General features: G+C 62.7%; 24 protein-coding genes. 13 read left to right on the top strand and 11 right to left on the bottom strand.

Annotated features, from left to right (window positions below):
* Positions 1-38: 38 nt before the first annotated feature.
* Positions 39-959, bottom strand: a complete 921-nt coding sequence (locus tag AC0L26_RS12510; RefSeq protein WP_352926577.1) for a LysR family transcriptional regulator — start codon at positions 957-959, stop codon at positions 39-41.
* Positions 960-1099: 140 nt separating this feature from the next.
* Here AC0L26_RS12510 and AC0L26_RS12505 point away from each other — a divergent pair, with 140 nt between their 5' ends.
* From AC0L26_RS12505 to AC0L26_RS12485, 5 genes are all read left to right on the top strand, one after another.
* Positions 1100-2317 carry a urate hydroxylase PuuD gene (locus AC0L26_RS12505; RefSeq protein ID WP_473632803.1) on the top strand — a complete coding sequence of 406 codons (1218 nt, stop codon included), beginning with the start codon at positions 1100-1102 and terminating at the stop codon, positions 2315-2317.
* Positions 2318-2319: 2 nt separating this feature from the next.
* Positions 2320-3630, top strand: a complete 1311-nt coding sequence (gene guaD, locus AC0L26_RS12500; RefSeq protein ID WP_473632802.1) for a guanine deaminase — start codon at positions 2320-2322, stop codon at positions 3628-3630.
* Between the two features lie 31 nt (positions 3631-3661).
* On the top strand, positions 3662-4381 hold the full coding sequence (locus AC0L26_RS12495; protein WP_473632801.1) for an aspartate/glutamate racemase family protein: 720 nt from the start codon (positions 3662-3664) through the stop codon (positions 4379-4381).
* A 67-nt stretch (positions 4382-4448) separates the two neighbouring features.
* Positions 4449-4946, top strand: coding sequence for a heme-degrading domain-containing protein (locus AC0L26_RS12490; RefSeq protein ID WP_473632800.1), 498 nt, complete (start codon positions 4449-4451; stop codon positions 4944-4946).
* Entirely contained in the window at positions 4943-6208 is a 1266-nt protein-coding gene (locus AC0L26_RS12485; RefSeq protein ID WP_473632799.1) for a glycerate kinase type-2 family protein, read from the top strand. Before AC0L26_RS12490 ends, AC0L26_RS12485 begins: the two co-directional genes overlap by 4 nt.
* 2 nt (positions 6209-6210) lie before the next feature.
* On the opposite strand, the gene AC0L26_RS12480 is transcribed toward AC0L26_RS12485, so the two are convergent.
* The 5 genes from AC0L26_RS12480 to AC0L26_RS12460 all read right to left on the bottom strand — a co-directional run bounded on the left by AC0L26_RS12480 (position 6211) and on the right by AC0L26_RS12460 (position 12212).
* The gene (locus AC0L26_RS12480; RefSeq protein WP_473632798.1) at positions 6211-6891 is read right to left on the bottom strand and encodes a UdgX family uracil-DNA binding protein; all 681 of its coding nucleotides are present in this window, start codon (positions 6889-6891) and stop codon (positions 6211-6213) included.
* Between the two features lie 132 nt (positions 6892-7023).
* The gene (locus AC0L26_RS12475) at positions 7024-8445 is read right to left on the bottom strand and encodes a glutamine synthetase family protein (protein WP_473632797.1); all 1422 of its coding nucleotides are present in this window, start codon (positions 8443-8445) and stop codon (positions 7024-7026) included.
* Between the two features lie 13 nt (positions 8446-8458).
* The gene (locus AC0L26_RS12470) at positions 8459-9841 is read right to left on the bottom strand and encodes an aspartate aminotransferase family protein (RefSeq protein WP_473632796.1); all 1383 of its coding nucleotides are present in this window, start codon (positions 9839-9841) and stop codon (positions 8459-8461) included.
* 102 nt (positions 9842-9943) lie between these two features.
* A complete protein-coding gene (locus AC0L26_RS12465) occupies positions 9944-10918 on the bottom strand; it encodes a WD40 repeat domain-containing protein (RefSeq protein ID WP_473632795.1) in 975 nt (324 codons plus the stop codon).
* Positions 10919-11144: 226 nt separating this feature from the next.
* Positions 11145-12212 (bottom strand): CobW family GTP-binding protein, encoded by a 1068-nt coding sequence (locus AC0L26_RS12460; protein WP_473632794.1) that lies wholly within the window; start codon positions 12210-12212, stop codon positions 11145-11147.
* 192 nt (positions 12213-12404) lie between these two features.
* Here AC0L26_RS12460 and AC0L26_RS12455 point away from each other — a divergent pair, with 192 nt between their 5' ends.
* Positions 12405-13136 carry an intradiol ring-cleavage dioxygenase gene (locus tag AC0L26_RS12455; protein WP_473632793.1) on the top strand — a complete coding sequence of 244 codons (732 nt, stop codon included), beginning with the start codon at positions 12405-12407 and terminating at the stop codon, positions 13134-13136.
* 219 nt (positions 13137-13355) lie between these two features.
* Positions 13356-13826, top strand: coding sequence for a MarR family winged helix-turn-helix transcriptional regulator (locus tag AC0L26_RS12450; protein WP_095484383.1), 471 nt, complete (start codon positions 13356-13358; stop codon positions 13824-13826).
* A gap of 16 nt (positions 13827-13842) precedes the next feature.
* Here AC0L26_RS12450 and AC0L26_RS12445 read toward each other — a convergent pair whose 3' ends face one another.
* A complete protein-coding gene (locus AC0L26_RS12445) occupies positions 13843-14721 on the bottom strand; it encodes an AraC family transcriptional regulator (RefSeq protein ID WP_473632792.1) in 879 nt (292 codons plus the stop codon).
* A gap of 35 nt (positions 14722-14756) precedes the next feature.
* On the opposite strand from AC0L26_RS12445, the gene AC0L26_RS12440 reads away from it, so the two are divergent.
* From AC0L26_RS12440 to AC0L26_RS12420, 5 genes are all read left to right on the top strand, one after another.
* Complete coding sequence (locus tag AC0L26_RS12440; protein ID WP_473632791.1) at positions 14757-15164, top strand: DUF2000 family protein; 408 nt, start codon at positions 14757-14759, stop codon at positions 15162-15164.
* A 234-nt stretch (positions 15165-15398) separates the two neighbouring features.
* Entirely contained in the window at positions 15399-16283 is an 885-nt protein-coding gene (locus AC0L26_RS12435) for a DMT family transporter (protein WP_473632790.1), read from the top strand.
* Positions 16284-16406: 123 nt separating this feature from the next.
* Complete coding sequence (locus AC0L26_RS12430) at positions 16407-17429, top strand: LacI family DNA-binding transcriptional regulator (protein WP_352927637.1); 1023 nt, start codon at positions 16407-16409, stop codon at positions 17427-17429.
* Complete coding sequence (locus AC0L26_RS12425; protein WP_473632789.1) at positions 17426-18409, top strand: 2-hydroxyacid dehydrogenase; 984 nt, start codon at positions 17426-17428, stop codon at positions 18407-18409. The genes AC0L26_RS12430 and AC0L26_RS12425 overlap by 4 nt, the downstream gene beginning before the upstream one ends.
* A 74-nt stretch (positions 18410-18483) precedes the next feature.
* Entirely contained in the window at positions 18484-18735 is a 252-nt protein-coding gene (locus tag AC0L26_RS12420) for a hypothetical protein (RefSeq protein ID WP_473632788.1), read from the top strand.
* A 9-nt stretch (positions 18736-18744) separates the two neighbouring features.
* Here AC0L26_RS12420 and AC0L26_RS12415 read toward each other — a convergent pair whose 3' ends face one another.
* Positions 18745-19518, bottom strand: coding sequence for a gamma-glutamyl-gamma-aminobutyrate hydrolase family protein (locus AC0L26_RS12415; RefSeq protein ID WP_473632787.1), 774 nt, complete (start codon positions 19516-19518; stop codon positions 18745-18747).
* Between the two features lie 289 nt (positions 19519-19807).
* On the opposite strand from AC0L26_RS12415, the gene AC0L26_RS12410 reads away from it, so the two are divergent.
* Entirely contained in the window at positions 19808-20917 is a 1110-nt protein-coding gene (locus tag AC0L26_RS12410) for a TRAP transporter substrate-binding protein (RefSeq protein WP_352926526.1), read from the top strand.
* Positions 20918-20981: 64 nt separating this feature from the next.
* On the opposite strand, the gene AC0L26_RS12405 is transcribed toward AC0L26_RS12410, so the two are convergent.
* Genes AC0L26_RS12405 through AC0L26_RS12395 form a run of 3 tightly spaced genes read right to left on the bottom strand, consistent with a single transcriptional unit; the run spans position 20982 to position 24374 of the window.
* On the bottom strand, positions 20982-22004 hold the full coding sequence (locus tag AC0L26_RS12405) for a zinc-dependent alcohol dehydrogenase family protein (RefSeq protein WP_473632786.1): 1023 nt from the start codon (positions 22002-22004) through the stop codon (positions 20982-20984).
* A 19-nt stretch (positions 22005-22023) separates the two neighbouring features.
* The gene (locus AC0L26_RS12400) at positions 22024-23793 is read right to left on the bottom strand and encodes a TRAP transporter large permease (protein ID WP_473632785.1); all 1770 of its coding nucleotides are present in this window, start codon (positions 23791-23793) and stop codon (positions 22024-22026) included.
* Positions 23790-24374 (bottom strand): TRAP transporter small permease subunit, encoded by a 585-nt coding sequence (locus AC0L26_RS12395; protein WP_473632784.1) that lies wholly within the window; start codon positions 24372-24374, stop codon positions 23790-23792. Before AC0L26_RS12395 ends, AC0L26_RS12400 begins: the two co-directional genes overlap by 4 nt.
* Positions 24375-24420: the final 46 nt, after the last annotated feature.

Genomic DNA, 24420 nt, shown 5'->3' with positions numbered 1-24420 from the left:
TTCGCCAGCTGGACGGAAAGCAACCGGTAAGCCGGCGATCATTTGCCGGCCAGAATATCCTTGATCAGCCGTTGGCAACGCTCGGCCATAAAGTCGAGCAGCAGCCGCACCTTCGGGTCCTGCAGCTTCTTGTGCGGGTAGACGGCCGCAAACTGCACCGGCGTCGGCGGCGTGTCGGCCAGGATCACCTTCAGCCGCCGGTCGCGGATGAACGGCTCGACTTCGAATCGCGGCTTGTTGATGATGCCGCGACCCGACAGCGCCCAGCCGGTCAGCACATCGCCGTCGTCCGTGTCATAGGGCCCGTGCACTTCGAACTTTCGCGGGCCGTCGGCGGTCTGCAGCATCCACACATATTCGCGTGCGCCGGAATAGCGCAGCATCAGGCAGTCGTGCTTCTTGCCGATCAGTTCCTGCGGCTCGATCGGCTCGCCGCGCGCCTCCAGATATTTGGGCGCCGCCACCAGTACCCGTTCGCATTCCATGATGCCGCGCATCCTGAGGCTGGAATCCTCGATGATGCCCAGCCGGAAGGCAACGTCGATGCCTTCCTTCATGATGTCGACATTGTGGTCTGAAAGCCTGAGCCGCACTTCAATATCAGGATATTTGTCGTGGAAATCGGGGATGCCCGAAGCGACCAGTCGCCGGCCTAAGCCGAGCGGCGCCGTCACTTTTATGGTACCCCGCGGCTGGCCGGATAAGGCGCTGACCGCGGCTTCCGCCTCGGTGACCGCCTCAAGCACCTGCTTGGCGCCGGAGTAGAACACGGTGCCGTGCTCGGTCGGCATAAGCTGCCGGGTCGTGCGGTTGAACAGCCTGACACCGAGATGCTTCTCGAGCTCCTTGATGCGGTTGGAGGCGACTGCCGGAGAAATGCGCATGTCTCGGCCCGCCGCCGACAAATTGCCGAGTTCGACGACGCGGACGAAAACGGCGATATTGTCGAGGTAGGCCATGCGACTTTAGGACTCTCATACGGCGGCGTAGGGATAATCCTAGTATTTTCCATTTTTTTTTGAAAGTCATCGTACAGCTCGGCCCTTTCCGTTTGCGCTCCAGCCCGTAAAGTCACCCGATCGGCAGGGACGATCTTTCAATGATGGATTTCGCGATTTTCTGGGACTGGCTGAGTTTCGCCGTGCGCTGGCTGCATGTCGTCACCGGCATCGCCTGGATCGGCTCATCCTTCTATTTCGTCGCACTCGATCTCGGGCTGCGCCAGCGTCCGGGCATGCCCGCCGGCGCCTTCGGCGAGGAATGGCAGGTGCATGGCGGCGGCTTCTACCACATCCAGAAATATTTGGTGGCGCCGGCCGAAATGCCCGAGCACCTGACCTGGTTCAAATGGGAGTCCTACGCCACGTGGCTGTCGGGCTTTGCCATGCTGTGCGTCGTCTACTATGCCGGGGCGGACCTGTTCCTGATCGATCCCAATGTCCTCGCCATGTCGGTGCCTACAGGCATCTTGCTGTCGCTGGCGACGATCGGCGTCGGCTGGGTGGTCTACGACCTCTTATGCCGCTCGCCGCTCGGCAGGAGCGACACCGGCCTGATGCTGGTGCTCTATGGCGTGCTGGTATTCATCGCCTGGGGTCTTACCCATCTGTTTACCGGCCGCGCCGCCTTCCTGCATCTTGGCGCCATTACCGCGACGATCATGTCGGCCAATGTCTTCATGGTCATCATCCCGAACCAGAAGATCGTCGTCGCCGACCTGATCGCCGGCCGCAAGCCCGACCCGAAATACGGCAAGATCGCCAAGCAGCGCTCGCTGCACAACAATTACCTGACCCTGCCTGTTTTGTTCCTCATGCTGTCGAACCACTACCCGCTGGCGTTCGGGACCGAGTTCAACTGGGTGATCGCCTCGCTGGTATTCATAATCGGTGTGCTGATCCGGCATTATTTCAACACCATGCATGCGCGCAAGGGCAACCCGACCTGGACCTGGCTGGCTGCGGCCGTCCTGTTCGTCGTCATCATCTGGCTGTCGACGGTGCCGAAAGTGCTGACCGGCGAAGTCCAGGCGTCCTCGGCGGCACAAATCTACGTCGCCTCGGCGCATTTTCCCGCCGTGCGCGACACCGTGCTTGGCCGTTGCTCGATGTGCCATGCGCAGGAGCCGTCCTACGAGGGCATCTATCACGCGCCGAAGGGGGTGATGCTCGACACGGACGCTGGTATCGCCGAGCAAGCCCGTGAGATCTACCTGCAGGCCGGTCGCAGCCACGCGATGCCGCCCGCCAACGTTACCCATATCACCGACAAGGAGCGGGCGCTGCTGGTGGCATGGTTCGAGGAGGCAGGGAAATAAGCATGACCAGCACGCTCCTGCGCGGCCGCACGCTGTCCTTCCTGCGTTGGCCTGAGACCGTCGACGACCATTCCGCCTGGCGCTACGAGGAGGACGGCGGCCTGCTGCTCCGCGACGGCAGGATCGTTGCCGCGGGCGCCTACGCCGAGGTCGAGAAAGGGGCTGATGAAGGCGCAAAGAAGATCGATCACCGCCCACATCTGCTGCTGCCGGGTTTCATCGACGCGCATGCGCATTTTCCGCAGATGCAGGTCATCGCCTCCCATGGCGCGGAACTGCTCGACTGGCTGAACACCTACACTTTCCCCGAGGAAACCAAATTCCAGAACGCCCAGCATGGCCGTCGCATTGCCAGGCTGTTTCTCGATGAGGTGGTGCGTCACGGCACGACGACAGTCGCCGCCTATTGCTCGGTCCACAGGGAGTCTGCCGAAGCGTTCTTCGCCGAGTCGCATGACCGCAACATGCTCAACATCGCCGGCAAGGTGATGATGGACCGTAACGCGCCGGAGGGCGTGCTCGATACAGCTCAGTCGGCTTATGACGATAGCAAGGCGCTGATCGCCGATTGGCACGGCAAGGGACGCCAGCATTATGCCATCACGCCGCGCTTCGCCATCACCTCGTCACCGGAGCAGCTGGAAATGGCGGACGCGCTCTGCCGTGAACATCCTGATCTGCACATGCAGACGCATCTGTCGGAAAACCACGCCGAGATCGCCTTTACCTTGCAACTCCATCCAAAGGCGCGCGACTATACCGATGTCTACGAGCATTACGGGCTGCTCGGGCGCAAAAGCCTGTTCGGCCACTGCATCCATCTGTCGGAACGCGAGGCGGATGCGCTTTCGGATTCAGGCTCGGTGGCGGTATTCTGCCCGACCTCGAACCTGTTCCTCGGCTCGGGCTTGTTCGACTATCAGCGCTACCGCCGCCGCGAAAAACCGCTCCGCATCGCCGCCGCTACCGATGTCGGCGGCGGCACCAATTATTCGATGCTGCGTACTATGGACGAGGGCTACAAGGTGATTGCGCTGAACGGCGAGAAGCTCAACCCGTTCCAGTCGTTCTGGCAGCTCACTCGCGGCAATGCCGAGGCGCTGTCGGTTGTAGAAAAAATCGGCACGCTGGACCAAGGCAGCGATGCCGACATCGTCGTGCTCGACGCGCGCGCCACGCCGGCGATGCGGCTGCGGATTGAGACGGTGGAGACGCTGGCGGAGGAACTGTTCCTGCTGCAAACATTGGGCGACGACCGCGCCGTGCGTGAGGTCTATGTCGCGGGGTGGCCGGCCAAGAGCGATCTGTTATAGTATAAACGGCAGGTGCGAGGGGAACCCACCAATGACCGTCCGTCAGGCGAAACTCATCGGCATGATAGGCGGGATGAGCTGCGAATCGAGCGCGCTTTACTATCGGCTGCTCAATCAAACCGCGCGTCGGCTCCTCGGCGGACATCACAATGCCAGGTCGGTCCTGTTCACGCTGGATTTCGACGAATTGAACGAAATGGCAGCACTCGGACGCTGGGACGTCATCGCTGAAAGAGTAGCCGAAGCGGCGCGACACCTGGAAAGGGCCGGCGCCGATCTGGTGATGATCACCTCCGTCACCGCACACCGTGTGGCCGACCAGGTGGAGCCCCTGCTTTCCGTCCCGCTGCTGCATATCGCGGATGTCTCAGCGCAGGCTATTCGCTTGCGGGGCTTTGCGCGTGTCGGGCTGCTGGGAACGCGCTACACGATGGAGCAGGATTTCTTCTCGGGACGTTTGCGCCGGCACCACGGCCTCGAAGTTCTGACACCGCAGCAGCAACAGCGCGAGGCTTTGCACAGCATCATCATCGATGAGTTGACGCTGGGTATAGTGGAGCAGGCCTCCAAGGCTGCATTGCTGGACGTGGTGGTAGACCTCCAGACGCGCGGTGCGCAGGCGGTGATCTTGGGTTGCACCGAGCTTCCGCTTCTGGCCGCTTTGGACGAGTATCCATTGCCGGCTTTCGATGTCATCCAACTTCATGTCGAGGCGGCGCTGGATGTGGTTCTGGTGGATGGGCGCGCCTGACGGTCGATGTCTTGACCGCGCCGCGATAGTCGGCCAAAGCCGGCTAAGACATTGGGAGCGAAGACAAATGGCCGACGACATCGAGGCGATCAAGCGACAGGAAGCCACACTCGTCTTCCCGACCTTCGACGAAGCAGTCGCCTTTAAGATCGGTTCGGCGATCCGCGAGCGGGCATTGGCCGAGAACATGCCGATCATTGTCGATATCAGGACTTTCGACCGGCCGCTGTTCTATGCCGCGATGCCTGGCTCCAACGCTTCCAATCCGGACTGGGCGCGGCGCAAGATCAATGTGGTGCGACGCTATCTCAAAAGCACCTATCGCATGGTGCTGGAGCAGCAACGCCCCGACCGCAGCTTCAAGATCGGTGAAGGGCTTGATGTTGCCGACTATGTGCTGGCCGGCGGCGGGTTTCCGATAACGGTCAAGGGCGCCGGCGTAATCGGCGTTATCGCCGTCTCGGGCCTGCCCGAGCGCGAGGACCATGGCGTCGTCATCGACGCACTGTGCGAGCATCTCGGCATTGACGGGCGCGAGTTGGCACTGCCGCCGGAAGCAAAATGACAGAGATCGATCCCAAGACCTTCCTCACCGCCATCTTCAATGCCGCCGTTGCCGCAGCCGATCCCCAGAGGACCATCAGGGATCATTTGCCGGCAAAGCCGAAGGGCCGCACTATCGTCATTGGCGCCGGAAAAGGCTCGGCGCAGATGGCGGCGGCTTTCGAGAAGGTGTGGGACGAGCCGATCGAAGGGCTGGTCGTCACCCGTTACGGCTATGGCGCGATCTGCCAGCGCGTCGAGATCATCGAGGCGGCGCATCCGGTGCCGGACGCCGCCGGTCTCGAAGCCTCGCGCCGGTTGCTCGAAAAGGTCCAGGGCCTGACGGCGGACGATCTGGTCGTGGCCCTGATTTCCGGTGGCGGCTCGGCGTTGTTGCCTTCGCCCGCCGGCAGCCTGACGCTGGCCGACGAGATCGCCGTCAACGAGGCGCTGCTTGCCTCCGGCGCGCCGATTTCGGCGATGAACACCATCCGCAAGCATGTTTCCACGATCAAGGGCGGCAGGCTGGCGGCAGCCGCCCATCCGGCCAAGGTGGTCTCGCTGGTAGTCTCCGACATTCCGGGCGACAATCCGGCGCTGGTCGCTTCCGGCCCGACCGTTCCCGATTCCGGCAGCCGCCAAGACGCCCTGGCATCGATCGCCGCCTATGGCATGAAGCTGCCGGCTTCGGTGATGACGCATATCAATTCGCCGGCTGCCGATGCGCCGCGTCCGGACGATCCGCGCTTTTCGCGCAATGAAGTGCATCTGATCGCCTCGGCCGGCGTATCACTGGAGGCGGCTGCGGCCGAAGCCAGGCGCCAAGGTATCGAGGCGGTCATCCTCTCCGACTCCATCGAGGGCGAAGCGCGCGAGGTCGGCGGTGTCCACGCGGCGATCGCGCGCGAGGTGGCTATGCGCAACCGGCCTTTCCAGAAGCCGGTGCTGATCCTGTCAGGCGGCGAGACGACCGTGACGCTTCGAGCCAAGGGCAAGGGCGGCCGCAACTCGGAATTGCTGCTTGCCTTCGCCATCGGCATCAGCGGTATGGATGGCATCCATGCACTGGCCGCCGACACCGACGGCATCGACGGTTCGGAGGACAATGCTGGCGCCTTTGCCGACGGTTCGACGGTGTCGCGGATGCGGGCGGCAGGCGTCGATGCCAAGGCGATGCTTGCTGGCAACAACGCCTGGACGGCATTCGACGCCGTCGGCGATCTTTTCGTGCCCGGCCCGACCGGCACGAATGTCAATGATTTGAGGGCGATCCTGATCAGATAGGGTCAGGCCGCCATCAGCTTTTTCACCGCTCTCATGTCCTGTAGGAATCGCTCGCGTTCGGCCTGTTTGTCCGCCGGCTCGCGAATGCGCAGGATGAAGGACGGGTGGATGGTGACAAAGACGCGCAAGCCATCCTCGCGCTCCACCACCGCACCGCGCATCTTCATGATCGGCACGACCTTGCCGAGCAGCGCCTGCGCCGCGGTTGCGCCGAGCGCCACCACAAGATTGGGCTTGATCAGATCGAGCTCCTTGTCGAGCCACCATCGGCAGGCCTGCACTTCGCCGGCATTTGGCTTGGAATGGATGCGCCGCTTGCCGCGCGGCTCGAATTTGAAATGCTTGACCGCGTTGGTGACATAGGCCTTCAGCCGGTCGACGCCGGCATCGTCAAGAATCGCGTCGAAGACCTTGCCCGCCGGCCCGACGAAAGGTTTGCCGGCCAAATCCTCCTGGTCGCCAGGCTGTTCCCCGACGAAGATCACCTTGGCCCCGTCAGGCCCTTCGCCGAACACGGTCTGCGTCGCGTTGCGCCATAGCGGACAGCGGCGGCAGGCTTTCGCGACTTCGCTGAGCTCAGGAATGGTGCTTGCGCCATCGTCTTCCGCCGTCTCAGGCAATTCGCGCTTGGGCAAGCGTCTTGCCTGCACCTTGGCGTGGCGTGGCATGGGATTTGTATGCATCCTGGCGATCATGGCTGATGCGGCCTTCGTCCGCTGCTGCGATCAGATGCGGAATGAGCGAAGCCCCGGAAAGGTTCCTTCAAATAACCCGGACCGTGCTTCGCCGGGAGAATGTCCGGCGATGCGATCGCCTCATACCTCGTGCAGATAGAGATGATAGTCCAGTTCGCTGACCGTGCGCGCTACGCGCAAATATTCGGATTGCTTGATCGCCACGAACGTTCGGTGCAGGTCTTCGCCCAGTGCGCCTTTGAGGAATGTCGAAGCCCTCGCCGCCTCGATCGCGGCGCGCCAGTCCACCGGCATCGTCGTGCGCGTGATTGCCGACTCGTAGCCATTGCCGATGGTTTCGGGGCCGGGATCGAGGCCCTCGTCGAGACCCCTGGTGATGCCGGCCAGCACCGTTGCCGCGACCAGATAGGGATTGGCGTCGACGCCCGACGGCCGGTGCTCGATGCGCCGGTTTTTGGCATCACCCGCAGGCACGCGCAGCGCCACCGAGCGGTTGTTGACACCCCAGCTCGGCGCTACCGGCGCATAGGATTGCGAGACGAAGCGACGCCACGAATTGGCGTGCGGTGCAAACACCAGCATCGATTCGGCCATGGTCTGAATGAGGCCGCCCAGACCGCGCAGCAGCGGCAAGGACCAGGTCTCGCCGCTGGCTTCAGCGAAGACGTTCTTGCCGGCCTTGTCCAGCAGGGAAACGTGGAAGTGCATGCCGGAGCCGGCATATTTTTCGATCGGCTTGGCCATGAAGCAAGCGGTGACGCCGTGGCGGCGCGCCTGCGCCCGCACCAGCCGCTTCAGCATGACGAGATCGTCGGCCGCCCGCATCACGTCCTGGCGGTAGTTCAGCGTCAGCTCGTATTGGCCGGGCGCATATTCGGAAATGACCGTCTCGGCCGGAATGCCTTGCACCTTGGCCGCAGCGTAGATGTCGGAAAACAGCGGCTCCATGCCGTGCAGATGGTCGACGGAATAGACCTCAGTCTTGGCCGAACGACGGCCGTCGAGCACCGCGTTCGCCGGCTGCACCTTGCCGTCGGCGTCGCGCTCGTTGGCGAGCAGAAAGAATTCGAGCTCGAAGGCGCCGGCCGGATGCAAGCCTTTGGCCGCCAGTATCTCCACCTGACGGGCCAGCGCCAGCCGTGGATCGGAGGACATCGGCTGGCCATCGAGATGATACATCGCCATCAGCACCTGGCCGCGCGGCGGCTGTGTGCCGAACAGCGGCACCAGCGTGCCGGGGATCGGCCATGCCCGCAGGTCGCCGTCGCCGGTCGTCCAGATCAGCCCGGTCTCGTGAACGTCCTCGCCGGTGATGTCGAGGCCGAGGATCGAGATCGGCATGTGCCGGCCACCCTCGAAGATGCTCATCAACTCATGCCGGCGCACGATCTTGCCACGCCCGACGCCATTGGCGTCGGTCAGCACGATGTCGAACGCTTCGATCTCGGGATGGGCGTCGAGAAAGGTTTGCGCCTCGGCGGGTGTCGAGCCCGAAGGGGAGGCGATGATGGCGTTCAAAGTTTGCTTGTGCGCGTCTCTCATGCGCAAGCTTGTCTCATGCTGCGAGCCTTGCCGCAACCGCATCGAAGGCGCTGATCAGGCGGTTGACCTGGGTGGCGCTGGTCGCCGGCGAGATCAGCATCATGTTGTGGAACGGCGCGATCAGCACGCCGCGATTGACCAGCGCGACATGGATCGCCGCTTCGAGCTCCGGCGCGTGCGCTGTTTCCGCCTCGCCGCCATTCCTCAGCGGACCGGGGGCGCAGATGAATTCGACGCGCGCGCCGACTCGGGCGGCATGCCAGGGCAGGCGGTAGCGGTCGATGACGGCGGTCAACCCGGCGTCGAGCCGCCGCGCCAGATGATCCATATGATCATAGTTCTCATCGGTCATCACTTCTTCGAGCGTGGCGCGCATCGCGGCGAATTGCAGCGGATTGGCCGACAACGTCGTGCCCATGCCGGAATAGCCCGGTTGCTTGGTCCTGATATAGTCGGCGTAGCGCGTGGCGACTTCTTCGCTCATGCCCCATACGCTGGCCGGCACACCGCCGGCGATCGGCTTGCCGAGCACGAACAGGTCTGGTTCCAACCCATATTGCCCGGTGTAACCGCCGGGACCGGTCGAGATCGTGTGCGTCTCGTCGATTAGAAGCAAGGTGCCGGCCGCGCGGGTGAGACGCCGTAGCGCGTCGTGGAAGCCGGAATCGGGCAGCACCATGCAGGAATTGGTCAACACCGGCTCGGTGATAAGGCAGGCCACCTCCTTGTCTTTGAGTGCGGCCTCAAGTGCCGGCACATCGTTGAACTCGATGACGTCGGTTGCCCGGGTCAGGTCACGGAATTCGCCGGCCAATCCTGGCCGGTTGACCGGTTTGCCGTCGACCAGCCGCACCATCGTCTCGTCGACCGAGCCGTGATAGCAGCCGTTGAACACCAATATCTTTTCCCGGCCGGTAATGGCGCGCGCGACGCGCAGGGCAAAGCGGTTGGCATCGGTCGCCGTCGTCGCGATCTGCCAGAACGGCAGGCCGAAGCGCTGTTGCAGCAGCGGGCCGATGGCAAGTGCATCTTCGGAAGGCAGCATGTAGGTGAGGCCGCGTCCAGCTTGCCTACGGATGGCGCGCGCGACCGGCGGCGGCGAATGGCCGAACATCGAGCCGGTGTCGCCAAGGCAGAAATCGTCGAGCCGGTTGCCGTCGATATCGGTGATGGTGGCGCCTCTGGCGCTGTCGACCAGGATCGGGAACGGCGTCGGCCAGTCGTTCATCCAGTGCATCGGCACGCCGCCGAAGAAGCCCGGCAGACCATTGCCGACTTTCGCTGCCGATTTCGGCCGCGCCTTGCGGAAGGTTTCGGCCTCGGTTTCGCGCAGACCGGCGATGCGGGCAGTGCTGATGCCACCGATGGACGTCTTTGAAGGATCGATTGAATGCATGAAGGCCCCTCTCGTACGTCACTCTAGCCAATCGGCGGCCGGAACCGCAATTGGTCACGGGGAATAGGGGAATGGGGTATGTATTCTCTACTGCCCTACTCGCTAGGCCGAAATGTCGATGACGCCGCAGTCGCCGGCAGCACTGCCGAAGGCGACGCGGCGCTCTTCCTTGTCCCACATCATCGAGGTGATGGCGCCCTTGCCCGGCCGGCGCAACAGCACCTCCTTTGCGTCGGCGAAACGCACCGCCATCACCATGCCGTCATCATAGCCGACGGCGACGACATCCTGGCTCGGATGGCAAGCTACCGAGGTCACCATGGCGTTGCCGCGCGTGCCGAGTTCCAGCGGCGCTTTGCCCATCGGCCCGTCCTTGCCCGAAAACGGCCAGACGATCGCCGCCGGCGCACCGGAACTCGCCAGCCATTTTCCCTTGGACGCCCAAGACAGGCTTTTGACCTTGCCTGGATAGCCGCTCATGCGCATGTGCTTGCCGTCGGCCAGCTTCCAGCCATGCAGCGCGTTTTCCTGCATGGTGGTAACAAGGAAGGCGCCGTCCGGCGAGAAGGTGATGCCGGTGTGGGCGCCGGCCCATTCGAGCTCGACCGGCTTGCCGTCGGTCGCCGGGAAATGCAGCGTCGCGCCATTGTAGCGGGCGACGCCGAAGCGCATGCCCTTGGGCGAGAACGCCAGCCCCTCTACCGAGCGCGGATGCATGAATTCCTTGGTCTTGCCGTCGGCGAAACGCACGAACGCGATCTTGCCCGAGGCATAGGCGATGGCGCCTTGTGGTCCGGCGGCTACGCTGGTGATCCATTTTTTGCCGGCGCTTGCTAGTTCTGCCGTGTTGCCGCCTGCGGTAATCGAAAAAATCTTCCCATCCTCGCCCCCGGTGATTAGCCGGTCGTTGGCCGCGTCGTGGAAGGCGGCCAGCAGCCCGTCATTGGCCTGCTCAGTCTTGTGGCCATGATCAAGCCGATGGATCGCACCGTCGGCCAACGCAAAGTGCGGCACGTCGCCAAGGAAGACGGCGGCGATGCAATGTCCCTGGAGATCAAGCGGCGCGACTGTCGGCATGAGAGACTATTCCAAAATCGTTGGCGCGGCTAGGTGCGCGCGACCTTCTCCCCTTGCGGGAGAAGGTGGATTGGCGCGCAGCGCCAAGACGGTTGAGGGGTGCTGGAAGGATCGCCGTTGGTGCCAAGCTGGAACACCCCTCATCCGACCGAGCTTCGCTCGGCCACCTTCTCCCACAAGGGGAGAAGGAAAGAAGGTGCAGCGCTAGCGTTATAAGACTTGGAAATCAAGCGGCCTGGCAGGCCTCAAAACTCTTCTTCAGCCGCTCCGCGTCGAGTTCGCGGCCGATGAACACCAGCCGGCTCTCGTGCTTCTCGCCGTCCTTCCAGGCGCGCTGGTGGTCGCCTTCGATGATCATGTGCACGCCCTGGATGATATAGCGCTCGTCATCGCCCTTGAGCGCGATGATGCCTTTCAGCCGCAGGATGTTCGGGCCTTCCATCTGGGTGATCTTCTCGATCCACGGAAAGAATTTCTTGGGGTCCATCTCGCCGCCGCGCAGCGACACCGATTGCACCGTCACGTCATGGATATCGGAAGCGTGCGCATGATGATGGTGGTCGTGCCCGTCGTGATCATGGTGGTGATGGCCGTCGTGATCATGATGGTCGTGGTCATGATGATCATGGTCGTCATGCGCCTCGAGGAAATGCGGGTCGTTTTCCAGCGCCCGCGAAAGATCGAAGGCGCCGCGGTCCAGCACCTCGGACAACGCCAGGCCGGCGCGCGTGGTGCGGTGGATCCTCGCCGCCGGGTTGATCGCGCGGATCGTCGCCTCGACCTTGCTCAGTTCCTCCGGCGTGACGAGATCGGTCTTGTTGAGCACGACGACGTCGGCAAATGCGATCTGATCCTCGGCTTCGCGGGAATCCTTCAGCCGCAACGGCAGGTGCTTGGCGTCGACCAGCGCCACCACCGCGTCGAGCCTGGTCTTGGAGCGCACGTCGTCGTCCATGAAGAAGGTCTGCGCCACCGGCACCGGATCGGCGAGGCCGGTGGTCTCGACCACGATGGCGTCGAAGCGGCCTGGCCGGCGCATCAGGCCCTCGACGACGCGGATCAGGTCGCCGCGCACCGTGCAGCAGACGCAGCCATTGTTCATCTCGTAGATTTCCTCGTCGGATTCCACGATCAGCTCGTTGTCGATGCCGATCTCGCCGAACTCATTGACGATGACGGCGTAGCGCTTGCCGTGGTTTTCCGAAAGGATGCGGTTGAGCAGCGTGGTCTTGCCGGCGCCAAGATAGCCGGTGAGAACGGTTACGGGGATCTGCGTCGTCTGTGCATCGCTCATGTTGGGCCTCGAAAAGGATTGTTGGCTCCATATAGGGTGCCGCCGGCCGTTTTGCACGGGGCAAACCGATGGGCCAAACAGACGCCAACATTGCTGAACTTTCCCAACATTGCTGAACTTTCATTGGCGCGGGCTGGTCTCCCTGCCTAGATAAAAACAATGCAGCTTGCTCCAGGATCAAAGAGGCGCCGGATGTCCGACAAACCATTGTCCTTGCCGTTGAGCCGGCGCCAGGCCCTCGGCCTGATTGCCGTTAGCGCCGGCGGCGGCGTCTTTCTGCCGGGCATCGCGCTGGCTCAGCAGGCCTCGCCCTATACCGGACTTGCCCTGTTCGATAGCGGTGCCGGCGTCTGCGCCATCACGCCGGAAGCGACCGAGGGGCCGTTCTATTTCGACCCGAAGCTCGAACGCGCCGATATCACAGAAGGCAAAGCGGGCATTGCCCTCAATGTGCGGCTGCAGGTGGTCGACGCGGGCTGCCGGCCGCTTGCCGGCGCGCGCGTCGACATCTGGCATTGCGACGCGCAAGGACATTATTCGGGCTATCCCGGGCAAGGCGACGGCCAGGATGCCGACACCTCAGGCCAGAGTTTTCTGCGCGGTTGGCAAAAGACCGATGGCACCGGCATCGTCTCGTTCGCCACCATCTACCCCGGCTGGTATCGCGGTCGCACCACTCATATCCACTTCAAGGTCTTCCCCGATGACAATTCGGTGATGACCGGCCAGCTGTTTTTCCCCGACAGCCTGAGCGAGCAGATATTCACCACTGTCGCGCCCTATACCGACCGGTCCGGCAGGCGCGATACGCTGAATGCCAGAGACGGTATCGCGCGGCGCGCCGGGCCACTGTCGCAGGCGGCCCTGCGCGAGGTAGCGGACGCCTACCAGGCCTTGATGATCGTCGCGGTAAAGGCAGATTGAGTTTCGTTTCATGTGTGCGGGGCTCCGGCTTAAGGCTCCCACCTGCACAGAAAAGTCGTTTGTCATCTAACTGAAATAAACATCTGGCATTAGCCACGGCGGACATCGCATTGCTTGCCGGCAAAGCTGTTTGCAAAGCCGGATCTGTTAGATCGTCGATTGCCAACCGGGCGGCTGCCTCTATGCTGTCCGCACCGGTTCGGCCGAAGAGGGATGACCATGGCCAAGGCGGACAAGACTGCGACAATGAGCCGGCTGCATTCGGCGGCGCGGCTGGCACGTACTGCGCTGGCTGCGCGGCTTCTAGGGCATGGCTTTTATGCCGGCCAGGACCAGATCATGCTGGCGCTCGACCGTGAAGACGGGCAGACGCCCGGCAATCTTGCCGGCCGCCTCGGCGTGCGCCCGCCGACCATCACCAAGACCATCAACCGGCTGCAGGCGCAGGGCTTCCTGGAAAAGCGCGCCTCTGCCGCCGATGCCCGCCAGGCCCATATCTTCCTGACCGACACTGGCCGCGAAATCATTCACGCCATCGAGAAATCGGTGAAGAAAACCGAGAAGCAGGCGCTGAAGGGTCTCGACAAAAAGGACCAGAAGGCACTGTTCAAGCTGCTCGCCCGCGTTGAGGCCAATCTCTCGAACGGCGAGATGGTTCTCGTCGATGACGAGATCGACGCCGACGAATGATCTGCAGCTGACGCCATCAGGCAGCCGCTGCCGACGACCCGTGGATCAGGGCCGACCAGCGGCCCGGGGTGACGCCGAACGCCTTCTTGAAGTGCCTGATAAAATGGCTTTGGTCGCTGAAGCCGGCCGCTATCGCGATCTGCGCCAATGGTTCATTCGCCTCGATCATGCGGCGTGCCCGTTGAAGCCGGCGCATCAAGAGAAAGCGATGCGGGCTGGTGGAGAAGGCAGCACGGAAATGCCGTGATAGGGCGTAGCGGTCCAGCCCGGTGATCGCCTCCAGCTCTTCGGAACGCACGATGCGGAAAACATTCTCTTCCAGATAGTCGCGCGCTAGGCTGGCAGCCCGCCACGCTGTCCTTGGGATCGGTTTGGCCGGCAGGCCTGCATGCCGTGCCAGGCTTTGCATCAGCTGCGCAATGAAGTCGGCGACAAACAGATCGTCCAGCTTCTGGTCCAACGGCCCCAGCGCCGAAAGCAGCCTGGTGCGAAAGACAGGATCCGTTACCACGGCATCCCTGACGAAAGGCAGCGGTGCGCCGACCGTATCGAGGCAGTCCAGCACGATGGACGGCTCCAGATAAAGCATTCTGTAACGCAGGCCGTCTTCGGTGCCAGCACCCCCATCGTGCAATTCGTCGGGATGCAGCACGATGATCTGGCCGGGCAGGCTGTGACGCGTCGCGCCGCGATAACGGAAGGTCTGTACGCCATGCAGCGTCACGCCGATGGCGTAGGTATCGTGACGATGGAGATCGAAGGCGCTGCCGTGGAACCGGGCCTCGATACGCTCCATACCGACGGAATCGGGGGCCGAGATGACGCAGTTTTCCGCCGCATCAACGCACAAACGTCCAAGACCCTGGAAGGCCTCGCCATTTAGATCGTGTGACATCGCTTCATTTGCGCCTTCGAATTAGAAAGTCTCTCATGTTCGACACGAAAATTGCAATCGTGCTGCAGGACGACCTTCCCGTCTGGCAGAAGCTCAACGTCACCGCCTTTCTGACCAGCGGCATCGTCGCGCAGTATAGAGACATCATCGGCGAACCCTATCGCGACCGCGCCGGCAACATCTACAATCCGCTGTCGATCCAGCCGGTCATCGTGCTTTCGGCCGACCGCTCGACGCTCAGTGCGATCCACCGGCGGGCGCTGGAGCGCGGTGTGACGACCTCGCTCTATGTCGACGAAATGTTTTCGACCGGCCATGACGCGGCCAACCGCGCCGTCTTCGCCGAATTCGCACCCGACGACGCCAAGGTCGTCGGCATCGCCCTGCGCGCCGAAAGAAAGCTAGTCGACAAGATCACCAAGGGCGCCCGTATGCATTCTTAGCGCATCGGCCCGAAAATCTTGATCGGGCCCGACCCGGGGCGCGTGCCGGTTGGGGCGGCGACATGCAGGAACAAGACCAAGCCTGTGACGGCTGATTGTTGTGCCAGTCTCTTTTGGCTTGCCGGCAAGTGGCAATTCCCGCAAAAGTGAGCTCTATCTCACCATCCGGCCTGAAATTTGAGTCCTCCCCCAAGACAAGACGAAAGCGCGACGCCTCCGACGGCGATCCTTTGCATGCTTTCCGTCTATGTGTTTTTCACTTTCCTCGATAGCAGCAGCAAATATCTTGTGGTGGCCGGCGTCTCGGCGCTGATCGTCGCCTGGGCTCGCTTCGCCGTCCATGTCGTGCTCGTCGGTATCTTTCTGCGCGGATGGCGCGAGCCGGCGCGCTTTCGCGCCAACAATCTGCCAGCGCATATCCTGCGCGGCGCGTTCCTGTTCGGATCGACCATTTGCAATGTCATGGCGCTGCGGACCCTGCAACTGGCCGAAACCACCTCGATTTACTTCTTTGCACCGATGGTGATCACAGCACTCGCCGGTCCTTTGCTCGGTGAGTGGGCGGGCTGGCGGCGCTGGCTGGCGATCCTGAGCGGCTTCATCGGCGTCCTCATCATCACCCGGCCGGGCGTCGGCGTCTTTGGCATCGGCCACCTCTTCGCGCTCGGCTCGATGCTGTCGAATTGTTTCTACGTCATCATGACGCGGCGCATGTCGGCGACCGAAACTTCGGAGAGCCTCATCCTCTTTTCAGCGCTGGCGCCTGCCGTACTGCTGCTGCCGATGCTGCCGTTTTCGCTTTCGCTGCCACAGGATGGCTGGCACTGGTTCATCCTGCTGATGCTCGGCGTCTTCGGCGCGATAGGCCACTGGCTCCTGGTTCAGGCCTACCGTCTCGCCACCACCACCGCACTGGCCCCCTATCCCTATTCGCAGATGATCTGGATGATCATTGCCGGTTGGATTGTCTTCAACCAGTTTCCCGACCGCTGGACGCTTATCGGAGCTGCCGTCATCGTCGCCAGCGGCCTTTATATCGTCCATCGCGAGCACCGGCTACGCGTGCGCAACCGCGCCGCCCTCGACGTCGAGGTGGAAGCGTTGGCAAAAAAACTTTGATTTGTTCCCGAAGGGTGGCATAAGGCCGCGTTTAAACTGTTTAGATCATGATCCCGCAAAGTGGAATCCGGTTTTAGCTGGAGATCATGGATCGGCTCTAGACCGTCGGGGGAGCGCAAGGCGCTGGCACAGAAGATCAAGCTTTCGACGATCGCGGACGCGCTCGGCGTGTCCACGGCCACGGTCTCGCTGGCCCTGCGCGACAGCCCGCTGGTCGCCGGAACCACCCGCGATCGCATCAAGGAACACGCCCGCGCTATCGGCTATATCTACAATCGCCGCGCCGCCAGCCTGCGCACCTCGCGTTCGGGCATCGTCGGCGTCGTTGTCCATGACATCATGAATCCCTTCTTCGCCGAGATCTTGCGCTCGATCGAGAGCGAGCTCGACCGCAGCCGGCAGACCTTCATCCTGTCGAACCATTACGACCAGCTCGAAAAGCAGCGCACCTTCATCGATACGCTGCTGCAGCTCGGCGCCGACGGCGTCATCATGTCGCCGGCCATCGGCACGCCGCCCGAAGACATCCTGATGGCCGAGGAAAACGGCCTGCCGGCGGTGCTGATCGCGCGCACCGTCGAAGGCGCCGACGTGCCGGTGTTTCGCGGCGACGATGCGTACGGCACCGGGCTTGCCACCAACCATCTGATCTCGCTCGGCCACAAGCGCATCGCCATGGTCGGCGGCACCGACCAGACCTCGACCGGCCGCGACCGCTACCAGGGCTATGTCAACGCGATGGAGGCGGCCGGGCTGGAGGTCAGGCCGTCCTGGCGCATCGCCGGCCCGCGCACCAAGCAGGCCGGTTTCGAAGCCGCCGGGCAGTTCCTGGCGCTGAAGGACAGGCCGACCGCCGCCTGCTGCTGGAACGACCTCGTTGCCATCGGCCTGATGAACGGCATCGCACGCGCCGGGCTGGTGCCTGGCATTGACATATCCGTCACCGGCTATGACGATCTCGAGGAAGCCGCCATCGCGACGCCGGCGCTGACCACCGTCTGGAACGGCCAGCGCGAAGTTGGCCGCCGCGCCGCCAGTGCGCTGCTCGACAAGCTCAATGGGCAGGTGGTGCGGCCGTCGCAGGAACTGATCAAGCCGGAACTGCATGTGCGCCAGTCGACCGGCAAACCGGTGGAACGTGCATGACAAAAGCCGAACAGCAGCAAGCAGTCGCCATTCTGGTGCCGGGCCAATTCAACGATCATGCCGTCGGTCGCATCGACCGGACGTTCACCCGCATGGGGATCGAACGGCCTGACGCGTCGCTGGTCACCGACGAGCTGCGCCGGTCGGTGCGCGGCATCGCCGCTTTCGGCGGCATAGATGCCGCACTGATGGACGCGCTGCCGAATCTCGAGATCATCGCCAATTTCGGCGTCGGCTATGATTCGGTGGATGTCCGCCACGCAGCAAGGCGCGGCATTATGGTGACCAACACGCCTGACGTGCTGACCGAGGAGGTCGCCGACACCGCACTCGGCCTGCTGATCAACACCGTCCGCGATCTGCCGCGTGCCGAGACATGGCTGCGCGACGGCAGTTGGGCGCGCAAAGGCAACTATCCGCTAAGCCGGCTGACCTTGCGCGGCCGCAGCGTTGGCATTTTCGGCATGGGCCGCATCGGCCTTGCCATTGCGCGGCGGCTGGAGGCCTTCGGGCTGCCGATCGCCTATCACAACCGGCGCCAGGTCGAAGGCCTGTCCTATGAATACCACGGCACGCTGAAGAGCCTCGCCGAGGCGGTGGATACGCTGATCTCGGTGGCGCCCGGCGGCGCCTCGACGCAAAAGGCGATCAATGCCGAGATCCTGTCGGCGCTCGGCCCCAACGGCGTCTTCATCAACATCGGCCGCGGCAGCACGGTGGACGAGGCGGCCCTTGCCACAGCCCTTGCCAATGGCACCATTGCCGCCGCCGGGCTCGACGTCTTCGCCGACGAGCCGAATGTGCCGCCGGCGCTGCTTGCCGCTCCCAACACGTCGCTTTTGCCGCATGTCGGCTCGGCGTCCGAGCATACCCGCCGCGCCATGGCCGACCTGTGCGTCGACAATCTGTTTTCCTGGTTTTCGGAAGGAAAGGCGCTGACGCCGGTGCCGGAGACGACAAACGTCAAGGCGCAGCGTTGAATGGCGATCTGCCACATTTATTAACGTCGGCTTAACGTTTTGAAATCCCTTCGCTGAACACGCGGAGAAACAGGATGGAGACGCTCCCCGCATTGCTCGCGACGGCCGCTCTGCTCGGCAGCGTTCAGTTGTTAAATAACAGTAGTAGCAAAGGTGGCACAGCCAATGAGCCTGCGCCATCGTCCGTTAGCTACAGGCTGGTGGCCAATGGCGACACCTTCAGCGCGAACGGCATCGACCCGATCGTCACTTTCGCCGTCGCCGACGGTTACGAATCCTATGCGCCGGCCCTGCCACCGCTGTCGCTGGCCGCCAGCATCCGCTGATTAACTTGTCTATTCCGCGGCGGCGCGCACACCGGACTTCGTCGCCGCGTGCAGGCGCACCGCGTCGCCGAAGGCACGGAATATCCTTGCCGAGACGCTGTCCGACTTGACCCAGTATTCGGGGTGCCACTGGACGCCGACCGCGAAGGCGCGGGCATCCCGCACCGAAACCGCCTCGACCGTGCCGTCGGTGGCGACCGCCTCTATTTGCAGCTTCGGGCCGAGCCGGTCGACCGCTTGGCGATGCACCGAGTTGACCATGATGTCGCCCGCCCCGAACACGCCGGCGAGGCAACTTCCCGGCTTGATTGAAATCCTCTGGCGGACGGCGAAGCGCTCGTCCTGATTTTCGCTCGCCGGAGCGCGATGGTCCAGCGACCCCTCGCGCTCCTGGATTTCCGCGGCCAGCGTGCCGCCCAGCGCCACATTCATCTCCTGGATGCCGCGGCAGATGGCGAGCAGCGGCACGCCGCGCTCCACCGCCTTGCGGATCAGCGGCAGCGTCGTGGCATCGCGGGCAGGATCGTAGGGGCCGTTGGCCTCGCTGGCGTCGCCGCCATAGAGCGAAGGGTGCACATTGGATTTCGAGCCGGTGATCATGACCCCGTCGACGGAGGCCAGGAGTTCATCGAAATCGAGCCGGTCGCCGAAGGATGGCACCAGCACCGGGAACACACCGGCGGCCGAAAGCGCCGCCTCCAAATATTGCTGCGGAGCGGCATGCCAAGTGTAATTGTCGAATTGGCGGACGTCAGTCGATATGGCGACGAGCGGCTGCTGCATTTTGATCCGGGTCCATTCAAGTGCAAGGATGCATTCTGCCTCTAAAATAGGCGATCCGAAGGCGCTTTGCCATGGCAAGTTTCGGTGCGTCACATGGGCCACGGAGCGGTCGTTAGACTATAGTTGCAAAGGGGGCGTTCACGCCGCGGATTCAGCGGAAATACTGTCAGCAAAAACCGGCTGCCATGCTGGACTCGACTTCTTGCCCGTGTATTGTTTGCCGCCAAGCCGATCCGGGAAACAGAGCATTTCCCGAACGTCGGTCTGTTGATCCAATAGGGAGGACTTCATGGATCGTCGATCATTCATCCGCAAGGCCGGCGCGACCGGTGTGGGCGCCGCCGCGGCTGCCGCAACGCTTGCCTCTCCGGCTATCGCCCAGTCCAATCCGAAAGTGACGTGGCGCCTTGCGTCGTCCTTCCCGAAATCCCTCGACACGATCTATGGCGGCGCCGAGGTTTTTTCCAAGATGCTATCGGATGCAACCGACGGTAACTTCCAGGTCCAGGTCTTTGCCGCCGGCGAACTGGTGCCCGGCCTGCAGGTCGCTGACGCCACCACCGCCGGCACCGTCGAGGCCTGCCATACGGTGGCATATTATTATTGGGGCAAAGACCCGACATGGGCGCTGGGCGCTGCGGTTCCGTTCTCGCTTAACGCGCGCGGCATCAATGCATGGCATTACCACGGCGGCGGCATCGACCTGTTCAACGAGTTTCTGGCCACGCAGGGTCTTTTTGGTTTGCCGGGTGGCAATACCGGCGTGCAGATGGGCGGTTGGTTCCGCAAGGAAATCAATACGGTCGCCGATCTTTCGGGTCTCAAGATGCGCATCGGCGGCTTTGCCGGCAAAGTGGTGCAACGGCTCGGCGTCGTGCCGCAGCAGATCGCCGGCGGCGACATCTATCCGGCGCTGGAAAAAGGCACGATCGACGCTGCCGAGTGGGTTGGCCCTTATGACGACGAGAAGCTCGGCTTCTACAAGGTCGCGCCCAACTATTATTATCCCGGCTGGTGGGAAGGCGGGCCGACCGTCCATCTGATGTTCAACAAGGCGAAATACGAGGAGCTTTCGCCGGCCTACAAGGCGCTGGTGCACACCGCCGCACAGGCAGCCGACGCCAACATGCTGCAGAAATACGATTACCTGAATCCGGCAGCCGTGAAGCGGCTGGTGGCTGGGGGTGCCAAATTGCGCCCGTTCAGCCCGGAAATCATGGCGGCCTGCTTCGAAAAAGCGAACGAGGTCTATGCCGAGATGGAAGCCTCCAACGCGCCGTTCAAGAAGATCTGGGACTCGATCAAGGCCTTCCGCAAGGAGCACTATCTCTGGGCACAGGTGGCCGAATACAATTACGACACCTTCATGATGGTCCAGCAGCGCAACGGCAAGCTCTGACATCGGGTTACGGCGCCACCGCCTTCTTAGGACGTGTGGCGCCGTAACACTTGGATTTGCCGGATCAGCGCGGCACCACCAGCACCTTGACTTCACCTGGCGCTGGCGGATTAGCGATCACCGCGACCGCTTCTTCAAGCGTTACCTGCCGTGAGATGAGCTTGTCGATCTCGATCGCACCTGACGCAATGAGATCGGCGGCCCGGCGGTGCGTAAACGGATTGAGGAACGAGCCCAAAACCTTCAATTCCCGGAACAGCAGGTCAAAGGGTTCGAATTCTGCCTTCATGCCTTGAGGCGTCACGCCGACGACGACGATTGTGCCGCCGGCCCTGGCGAGCCGCATCGATTGCTCGACGGTTTCTCTAACGCCAGCACATTCGAACACCACATCGACGCCGCCCGGCAGCAGACCCGACGGGCCGACGACCGTGTCGATGATATCGCAAGCACTGGGGTCGACCGTCGCAGTTGCGCCCAGTTCTTTGGCGAGGGCACGTCGCGAGGCCTGGCGCGTCGACAGGATGATTGTGGTCGCACCGGCAAGCCTCGCCAGTTGCACAGTGAGCAGGCCGATCACGCCGCCGCCAAGCACGGCGACCGAGGAGCCGGGCTTAATCCGGGCCAGGTCAACGCCATGCAGGCAGCAGCCAAGCGGCTCGCAGAACGCGCCATGCGTCGGCTCGAGGTCTTTCGGAAGAAGGAAGGCCTGCTTCTGAGGCAGCACGACATAGTCGGCGAAGCCGCCGTCGCGGCGGATGCCGATGGCAGCCAGATTCTGGCAGAGATTGACCCGGCCGGCATGGCAATGCGGGCAACGGCCGCAGACGATGTTGGGGTCGCCGGTGACGCGATCGCCGACCGAAAAGCCGGACACTGCAGTTCCAATCGCTTCGACGATCCCGGAGAATTCATGTCCGGGCGTCACCGGTGGCGTACAGGGGAATTCGCCGTGGTAAAGATGCCGATCGGTGCCACAGACACCACACGCCTCGATCCGCACCAGGAGATCATCCGGCCCGACGGTCGGTTTGCCGACCTCTCGTAGGGCAATGATGCCCACGCCCTCCAGCCGCACCGCTTTCATATCTGTTGCGCCTCCGGCATCAATTGAAGCTCGGTGGTTGGGACAGATCGGGTGCTGGCGCTGCCGGCTTGGTAGGCGGGGTTTCACCGAAATTCGGCGGCTGCGACAGATCCGGTGCAGGCGCAGTCGGCGCCGTGCCATCCGCCGACGGTGCGCCAAGCGGCGACAGGCCCGGCGTTTCCGGCACCTGGTAATCGATCGTGCCCGGATCGACTGGCGTGCCCTTGTAGTGCATCACCATTTGCGGGAAGGCGATGGTCAACCCAATCATGATGACCTGAATGCAGACGAAGGGAACCGCGCCCCAATAGATCTGGCCGGTTGTCACCGGCGCGATCTGCTTGCCCGTGAGCCGGTCGAGATAGGGCACGCGGGCGGCGACCGAACGCAGGTAGAACAACGCGAAGCCGAAGGGTGGATGCATGAAACTGGTCTGCATGTTGACGCCGAGCAGCACGCCGAACCAGATCAGGTCGATGCCGAGCTTGTCGGCGGCCGGCGCCAAAAGCGGCACGATGATGAAGGCGAGCTCGAAGAAATCGAGGAAGAAGGCGAGCAAGAAGACGAGGATGTTCACCCCGATCAGGAAGCCGACTTCGCCACCCGGCAGCGAGGTCAGGAGGTGCTCGACCCAGATATGGCCGTTGACGCCGTAGAAGGTCAGCGAGAACACCCGCGCGCCGATCAGGATGAACAGCACGAAAGACGACAGCCGCGTCGTCGACGCCAGCGCCTGCTTGATCACATCCAGTGACAGCCGCCCCTTCATCGCCGCCATGACCAGCGCGCCGACGGCGCCCATGGCGCCGCCCTCGGTCGGTGTGGCGATGCCCAGAAAGATGGTGCCCAACACCAGAAAGATCAGCGCCAGCGGCGGGATCAGCACGATGATCACCTGCTGCGCCAGCCGCGACATCATGTTGATCTTCAGGCGCTGGTCGACGATCGCCACGACATAGATCAAGACCACGCCGATAGTGGCGCCGAGAATGTCGGCGTTTTGACCCTGCGAGGGCGCAAGATAGCGATAGGCCGCGTAGGAAACCACGACCGTCGCCAGCACTGCCACCAGCAACGACAAGATGCCGTGGCCGAGAGTGCGCGCCTCCAGCGGCAATGCCGGCATCGACTTCGGCCGGACAATCGACATGATCACGATATAAAGAGTGTAGAGGCCGGTGAGCACGAGGCCGGGGATCAGCGCACCCGCATACATGTCGCCGACCGAGCGACCAAGCTGGTCGGCCAAAACGATCAGCACCAGCGACGGCGGAATGATCTGGGCGAGCGTGCCCGATGCGGCAATGACGCCGGACGCCACGCGCCGGTCATAGCCGTAGCGCAGCATGATCGGCAGCGAGATCAGCCCCATGGCGATGACGGAAGCAGCCACCACACCCGTGGTTGCGGCAAGCAGCGCGCCGACGAAGATCACGGCATAGGCGAGGCCGCCGCGGATCGGCCCGAACAATTGGCCGATCGTATCGAGCAGGTCCTCGGCCATGCCCGATCGTTCGAGCACGATACCCATGAAGGTGAAGAACGGGATGGCCAGCAGCGTGTCGTTCGACATCACCCGGCTGCCGTAGAAATTATCCGGCAGTGCATGCAGCAACGGCCAGGCGAGATTGATCGATCCGCCCGAGTAAGGTGACAGCACAACGCCTATGAAGAAGAACATCAGGCCGTTGGCGGCGAGAGAGAAGGCGACGGGATAGCCGATCAGCAGGAAGACGATCAGCGAGGCGAACATGATTGGCGCCATGTTCTGGGCGATGAACTCGATCACGAGCGCACCTCTTCGGCGAGCGCTTTCGCCTCGATCTCGGCCTGCTCATGCACCGATATGAACGGATTGGGATCGTCCATGTCGCCGCGCATGATGGCGATCTTCTTGATGATTTCCGAGATTCCCTGGAGCGCCAGCAGGAAAAAGCCGACCAGCAGGATCGCCTTTGCCGGCCAGATGATCAGCCCGCCGGAATTGTTCGACATTTCGCCGCTGCGAAACGACAGCGATACATAGGGAACGAAATAGATCACCATCAGTGTCACAAATGGCATCAGGAAGAAGAGGTGACCGAGAAGGTCGATCCAGTGCTGTACGCGACGCGAGAACATGCCATAGACGATGTCGATGCGGATATGGTCGTTCTGCTTCAGCGTGTAGGCGGCGGCCAGCATGAAGGCGGCGCCGAACAAATACCACTGCAGTTCCAGCCAGGCGTTCGACGACATGTCGAACGTCTTGCGGATAACCGCATTGGCGGCGCTGACCAAGATTGCCAGCAGGATCAGCCACGACACCCATCTGCCGATGAATTCGTTCACACGATCAATGGTTCTGGATAGAGCGAGAAGCCCTGCCATACATTCCTCTCTTTACGCATCGGCACGATGCGTCACTCAAAGCGTC

The organism is Mesorhizobium sp. WSM4823, from assembly GCF_055811195.1.
The sequence above is the reverse complement of the archived record's forward strand: the minus strand, read 5'-3'. Positions and strand labels throughout refer to the sequence as shown.